Here is a 6,074-nt window from a genome sequence, read left to right as displayed (position 1 = left end):
TTTTCGCTTGTGTTACCCATATCCGGACACATCCCTTCGTTAATATTATATTTCACTAAAGGGTGTCCATGAAACTATACTAGCATCACTTCTTGCTGCTTGTCCGGATGGAATGCCCCCTGTCTCTGTCCTTCCATCCATCCATAAACGTATATTTCTTTTTCATTAAGATGTTTGTCCATTCCAATCCAGTGATTCATTCATTTAATGTAGAGAATTTACGATGAGGAGGTGTGTCAATTGTATTGCAGACCAATAATTGCTACCCCAAGATACATAATTCACAATTGTTTTGTCCCGCGTTTCCAACCCATCATCCATCCACTCGTGGAAGTGAACCGTACAAATGTCGTTACAGTTCCCAGGCATATGTTGAAACCGATCAGAAAAAATGAAGTGGTCTATCACAATCGTCCTTTTCCATGCCGGCATTTTTGGTAGTGCCAGCAAAGCCACTTCGCCTTTTCTTCATCCCTTTTACGTTTGTCCTTTACACCTTTCTTCGAAACATCATATTTTAAAATACAAGATATCTTAAGGAAAGGAGGTGAAAGTCAATGACAGATGGTGGTTACAGCACGGGCACATCTTTTGCCCTGATTGTCGTTCTCTTTATCCTGCTTATTATTGTAGGAGCGTTTTATATGGGTGGCTCCGGATATTAAGCATAATCAGCAAACTAGAGAGAAAAAAGTCCCCCTCCACTCAGGCAGCCTCCATTTTGAAGCGTATCATTACGCTTCTTTTTTATTTGCTTTGTCATTGACAAAAAGATCCATGCCATGATGAAAGCACACCAAAAAAGGATAAAAAGCAGTTGGTGCAATGATTCGGAGCAGAGCCGATGAGGGCAATATGGCGTTGTCTGCGTACTTAGTGAATAAATGTTCCGCTATATCGCATTTTTAATAGGCTGGATAGAAAACCGGTTAAGCCATAAATTGGTTAAAAAACTTCCGATTAACACACCCTATGTTTGGGAGGTGATAAAAATGGAAGAAGAAAAAAGTTACAAATCCAATACTTACTCGTACAATAACCAGCTCGAAGGAAATGTCCAGTCGCAAAATGCCGGCAGCGAAGAGGAAGAAGGGCTGGCTGATACCATTCAAAATGTGATGAACAAAGTCACCGGACTCGGGGAAACCGAGTAAAGCGAGAAGGCTGCCGCAAAAAACCGTTGAGACGATTCTCAACGGTTTTTTGAACGCTTCTTGCAAAAGATCAGCCGGTCCGCGAAGTTCTTTTACGCAAAACTGCCCAACGTTAAGATTGGCGCGATTTTGGCACGCTTCTTTTACGCAGAATCTGTTAAGAAGACGCGTATTTCAGCGGCCTTTCTTTTCTTAGGGCGTCTGTGCGTAAATATATAGTACGCTTCCTCTGTGCAGAACACTCCTATGTCAAGATAGGCGGAAAACTTGGCAGGCTTCCTTTATATAGAGCGGCCCTATGTTAAAGTTGATACGTTTTTTGGCGGGCTTCCTTAACATAGGCGCCTCTATGTTAAGATAGGCGCATCTTTTGACCAGCTTCCTTTCCGCAGAGCGGCCCTATGCTAAGATCAATGCGTTTTTAATAAGATTGCTTAACATAAGCCTGATCATAAACGGCTTTTCCCACTACCACGGAAGATGGAACCGTCCTGTCTGATTTGCAGTGCCGCTTGAAAGTCGGATGGATTCTTTCCTCAGTTCGACCCCCGGCTCCAGCTGCACCCAAAAAGACTTTGGATCGTACACAAGCTGGTCGCGATAAACGCTGCGGTGCCCGATGATCAAATACCCAGCGATACAGGCGGCCAATATATACATCCCCGTAACATGACCGTACAGCTCATATCCAAGCAGCACAGCGGAAACCGGCGTATTGGATGCAGCTGAAACCACCGCCAGCATGCCCGCAGCCGCCCCTAATACAGGATTTATCCCGAGCAAAGCGGCAAATGCATTTCCGGCGGCAGACCCGATGACGAGCTGTGGGGTGAATGTTCCTCCGTAAAAGCCGGAACCAAGCGTAACCGCCACAAACAGGATTTTCCACAGAAATGCGAAAAAGCCGACATGGCCCCCGTGCATCGCTTTGTCCAAAAGCGGCAAGCTCAGCCCCAAAAAGTCGGCGGGAAAAATGAATAATGCGGCAGCAATGAGCATACCCCCAACACAGGGCATCAGGAAGGGAGGAAGATGCAATTTTTCCCGGACAACCGAAAATAAGCGGCCCCCCTGCTCAATAGATTCAACAAACAGCCATCCAGCCAGACCGCAAATCATGCCAAGGGCAGCCACTTTTAAAAGCAGCAGAACAGAAAAAGACGGCATGGCATGGATCATGAAATATTCATAAGGCGTATGCAACAGCCTTTTATTGACTTCAAAAGCGGCTATGCCGGAAACCGCCGAAGGGAAAAGAAACTGGTGCCGGATTGACCCGATAGCCAATACTTCCAAACCAAACACGGCTGCCGCAACGGGCGCGCCAAACAGGCTGGCAAAAGCAGCACTGATTCCGCATACGATCAGCTGGGCCCGAAGAAACGGCTGAATATGAAAAATTTTCCCGATCCATGCGGCAAGTGAACCGGCAAAGTGGGCGCTCGGCCCGAATTTTCCAGCTGAACCGCCGGATACAAGTGTAATGAGGGCAGCCAGATACTTGACCGGGAAGCTTCTGTCAAAGGGCGGTTCCCCTTCCGAGTGCACAGCAGCAATGGCAGAAGGCGCCCCCGGTTTCATTTTATACAACAACAGGCCATTCAACAGGCCGCCGACCGGAAGCAGCAGCATCTTATAAGGCACGGGCAGCGCACCTGTTTTTCCGCTTAAAAAATTTAAAGATTTCAAAAACAAACCGACCGTGGTTCCGGCCACAATGCCAATCAGTACGGCTATAGCGACATAGACGATCATGGTAATAAACATCACGGCAGGCTCAATGTATTTCATTTGGTTCACGTTTTCCCACTCCTGCATGTCAAAACATTGTTAGTTTTATTATACACCCCGTAATACCGAGCGCAGATAAACGTGAAAAAAATGGACCGGGCACTGCCTCCGGGGCGCAAGGATAACAGGCTCAGCTAATGCCTCCGGTTTGCTTGGAATATCCGGTTCTTGAATGGGAAAACCCCGCCCTTCTAAAAAGGACGGGGTTTAACAGATTATGTATGTGCCGCAGTTGCCGTAATTAAACTAAGAAAGTTTTAGAACCACACTCCTCAAAGTGGGTGTCCGCAAAAGCGTTCCTGCCATCCTCCCTGCCAAACGGCAAAAGGCTCGGCATTCCCGCAATAATGTTAAACTCCCTATAACATTTTAAAGGTTAAAACTTTATTAATATTACGTACAACGCAGCTTGTACTCTTATACTACGCTTTATGCACCGCAAGATCAAGAGGAAAATTTTTCATTCCGTTTCACCGGTCCAGGCCATCATGCCGCCTTCCAGGTTTGTGACATCAAAACCCTGGCTTTCGAGAAACTGGCATGCCATATAGCTCCGCCCGCCGGAATGGCAAACGACAATATAGTCTTTGGAACGGTCAAGATCCTCTAGGCGGAATCCCAGCAAACCGAGCGGAATATGCAGCGCGCCCGGAATTTTCCCTTCCGCCACTTCCTCCGTTTCGCGCACATCGATAATATTGAGTTTTTCACCCTTGTTCAGTTTTTCCTCGACTTCCTTCGCAGAAATTTCTTTCATCAAAATTCCTCCCTCGTAAAACAAAATCCCCTCTTTTTCGAAAAGTGCAGTCCTTGCCAGCGATGATTTTGCGGAAAAGCCGATGTCAGCGGCTTTTCACAAGCAGGTTGACCGCTTCTTTTACAAGGCTTCCCGCGTCTTCCCCGTTTTGTTCGGCATTTTTCACACATTCCACCAGATTGGTGCTGACAATGACGCCGATCGTGCGGTCAATTGCCGTCCGGGCGGCAGACAATTGGGCAATGACCGCTTTGCAGTTGTCCTTTTCTTCCATCATCCGCAGTACTCCCCGCAATTGCCCTTCGATTCTTTTGACACGGTTTTTGATTTGCGCATCGTATTCCACCTTTTTCCCTCCCCGGTTCCAAGATAGTATAAGAATGAATATGAAATCCTTTTCTGCGTAATAAACGGATGCTGAAATTGGCTTCAAGCCGGCTGGAAGCAATGAGGTGAAGACTGCCTTTTGGAATTTCGCCGGAAAACCGCTTTAAATAAGCCGTCGGAATCACAATGGCATCCCCGGTACCGCTTCCGGCATGCTGGTAATCCCTCACATCGACCACCACTTTATTTTCAATCACATCTTTTCTTAAATCCGCCCGCACGGTACCGCGAACGGGAACGTAACGTGTATAGCCGGTTTTCGTGAGAATGAGCGCAAGAACGAGCAAAACAATATACATTTATACGGATGACCTCCTGCCCGTAGTTCGGTTACAACCCCCATCATATACCCCAGGTGGTATTATTGTCAAATGGATTGCTTAAAGAAACCCGCTTGAAATGGTAAAATAAGGGCGCTACATTTTTTAAAAGCAAGGAGAAGGGGAAATGAAGACAAAAACAGCAGGCTGGTTCACGCTCTTTTTGGCTATGATGCTCGCCGTTGCAGGGTGCGGGCTGCATCAAAACAGCACAAAAACGGGCACAGAACCAAAAACAGCGCAACAAACAAATACCGGGCCGGGAGAAAACCGGCAAACGGCAGGCAAGCAAATTGCTGTTAAACTTGCCGGTGTTACCGATGGGGACACGATTAAAATTTATTATCATGGAAAAGAAGAGACGGTCCGCTATTTGCTCGTTGACACGCCGGAATCAAAAAAACCGGGTATGTGCGTACAGCCGTATGCAAAAGCGGCCTATTACCGGAACAAGCAGCTCGTTTCAAGCGGCAAACTGACGATCGAATTTGATCACGGGGCAAAACGCGACAAATACGGGCGGCTCCTCGCTTATGTATTCGTAAACGGCAAGTCCGTGCAGGAAAAGCTGCTGAAAGAAGGGTACGCGCGCGTGGCCTATGTGTATGAACCGCCCTATCAATATTTGGGCACTTTCAAAAAAGCCGAACAGCGGGCTAAAAACGAAAAGCTCAGGGTCTGGTCGCAACCCGGGTATGCAACAGACCGCGGTTTTAACGGGTGCGAAAAAGGCAGTTCCGCATCCAGTGCTTCCGGCGGGGAGAGCCGTTCCAGCAACGGGAGCAGTGGTTTCCAAAACTGTACAGAACTGCGCAAAAAATATCCAAACGGCGTGCCGCGTTCAAACCCTGCTTATCGCTCCTATATGGACGGCGACAAGGACGGATACGCATGCGAACCATACAAGTAAGAAGCAGGCTTGCACAAGCCTGTTTTTTCTTTTTGCGGCGCAGGGCACCCCGGCTTGCGCCACCTTCCCCGCCGCTTGCTTCGAGCCTGTTTTTTGGTTTCACAGACAAGCCCGCATGATTTCCGTCTGCCTGGCAACCGCCTCAACCCCGGTTCTTTTTTCGAGCGATTTTACAAGCTCTCCGTTTGTAATGATGATCGCTGTAATCGTATCCGCTGCATTGGCTTTGATAAATTCCAGATTAAAGCGAATCAACGGATCGCCTTTTTTAACTGTGTCCCCCGCCTGCACAATCGTTTCAAAACCCTTTCCTTCAAGCGAAGCCGTTTCCAGTCCGATATGAATCAGAATTTCCAGCCCTGATTCCCCGCGCAACCCGATTGCATGCTTTGTCGGAAATACTTGGATCACCTCGCCGTCAAACGGGGAAACGGCACGCCCCTCTAACGGCCTGATTGCCACGCCGTCTCCAATCATTTTTTTGGAAAAGATGGGATCGGGCACATCCTCAATCGGCGTCACCTCTCCTCCCATTGGCGCAAAAATATGCTCTTCCTTTCTTTTTCGGTGGAAAAATGGAAACAAAACGGACACCTGCCTTGTTTTCAACTAAATACACCTTCTATTTTAACATGTATGAAAAAATCCGGCAGTTTTCATGGAAAATGTATGTGTCAAGTTTTTCTCGACAAGGTTTAAATATCGGGTATTCCAAGACACTCTTTTTGTACACTTTCGGCTACCGTGCTTTACTT

Annotated in this window: 7 protein-coding genes and 1 other RNA gene; 3 read left to right on the top strand and 5 right to left on the bottom strand. The window is 47.4% G+C overall.

Annotation, left to right across the window (positions count from 1 at the left end; genetic code table 11):
- Window positions 1–557 precede the first annotated feature (557 nt).
- Complete coding sequence (locus IC21_RS16580; RefSeq protein WP_073193886.1) at window positions 558–665, top strand: YjcZ family sporulation protein; 108 nt, start codon at window positions 558–560, stop codon at window positions 663–665.
- A gap of 327 nt (window positions 666–992) precedes the next feature.
- Window positions 993–1,154: a hypothetical protein gene (locus IC21_RS17065; protein WP_013860070.1), complete on the top strand. Its 162-nt coding sequence runs from the start codon at window positions 993–995 to the stop codon at window positions 1,152–1,154.
- A gap of 468 nt (window positions 1,155–1,622) precedes the next feature.
- On the opposite strand, the gene IC21_RS15775 is transcribed toward IC21_RS17065, so the two are convergent.
- From IC21_RS15775 to IC21_RS15765, 4 genes are all read right to left on the bottom strand, one after another.
- Window positions 1,623–2,945, bottom strand: a complete 1,323-nt coding sequence (locus tag IC21_RS15775; RefSeq protein ID WP_234969648.1) for a chloride channel protein — start codon at window positions 2,943–2,945, stop codon at window positions 1,623–1,625.
- Between the two features lie 219 nt (window positions 2,946–3,164).
- Window positions 3,165–3,359: non-coding RNA, 6S RNA (gene ssrS / locus IC21_RS16575), on the bottom strand.
- 46 nt (window positions 3,360–3,405) lie between these two features.
- Window positions 3,406–3,702 carry a rhodanese-like domain-containing protein gene (locus tag IC21_RS15770; RefSeq protein WP_029143018.1) on the bottom strand — a complete coding sequence of 99 codons (297 nt, stop codon included), beginning with the start codon at window positions 3,700–3,702 and terminating at the stop codon, window positions 3,406–3,408.
- Window positions 3,703–3,787: 85 nt separating this feature from the next.
- On the bottom strand, window positions 3,788–4,048 hold the full coding sequence (locus tag IC21_RS15765) for a metal-sensitive transcriptional regulator (RefSeq protein WP_029143019.1): 261 nt from the start codon (window positions 4,046–4,048) through the stop codon (window positions 3,788–3,790).
- A 488-nt stretch (window positions 4,049–4,536) separates the two neighbouring features.
- On the opposite strand from IC21_RS15765, the gene IC21_RS15755 reads away from it, so the two are divergent.
- Window positions 4,537–5,319, top strand: coding sequence for a thermonuclease family protein (locus IC21_RS15755; RefSeq protein ID WP_019721442.1), 783 nt, complete (start codon window positions 4,537–4,539; stop codon window positions 5,317–5,319).
- Window positions 5,320–5,418: 99 nt separating this feature from the next.
- On the opposite strand, the gene IC21_RS15750 is transcribed toward IC21_RS15755, so the two are convergent.
- Window positions 5,419–5,928, bottom strand: a complete 510-nt coding sequence (locus IC21_RS15750) for a PTS sugar transporter subunit IIA (protein WP_080588443.1) — start codon at window positions 5,926–5,928, stop codon at window positions 5,419–5,421.
- Window positions 5,929–6,074 lie beyond the last annotated feature (146 nt).

The organism is Heyndrickxia coagulans DSM 1 = ATCC 7050, assembly GCF_000290615.1.
In the GTDB taxonomy this organism is placed as follows: Bacteria; Bacillota; Bacilli; order Bacillales; family Bacillaceae_C; genus Weizmannia; species Weizmannia coagulans.
This window is presented reverse-complemented; position numbering and strand designations above follow the sequence as displayed.

Excerpts from the sequence above, each read along its gene's own strand:
- IC21_RS15755 (WP_019721442.1), top strand. The coding sequence starts at position 4,537 with ATGAAGACAAAAACAGCAGGCTGGTTCACGCTCTTTTTGGCTATGATG.
- IC21_RS16580 (WP_073193886.1), top strand. The coding sequence starts at position 558 with ATGACAGATGGTGGTTACAGCACGGGCACATCTTTTGCCCTGATTGTC.
- IC21_RS17065 (WP_013860070.1), top strand. The coding sequence starts at position 993 with ATGGAAGAAGAAAAAAGTTACAAATCCAATACTTACTCGTACAATAAC.
- IC21_RS15775 (WP_234969648.1), bottom strand. The coding sequence starts at position 2,945 with ATGAAATACATTGAGCCTGCCGTGATGTTTATTACCATGATCGTCTAT.
- IC21_RS15770 (WP_029143018.1), bottom strand. The coding sequence starts at position 3,702 with ATGAAAGAAATTTCTGCGAAGGAAGTCGAGGAAAAACTGAACAAGGGT.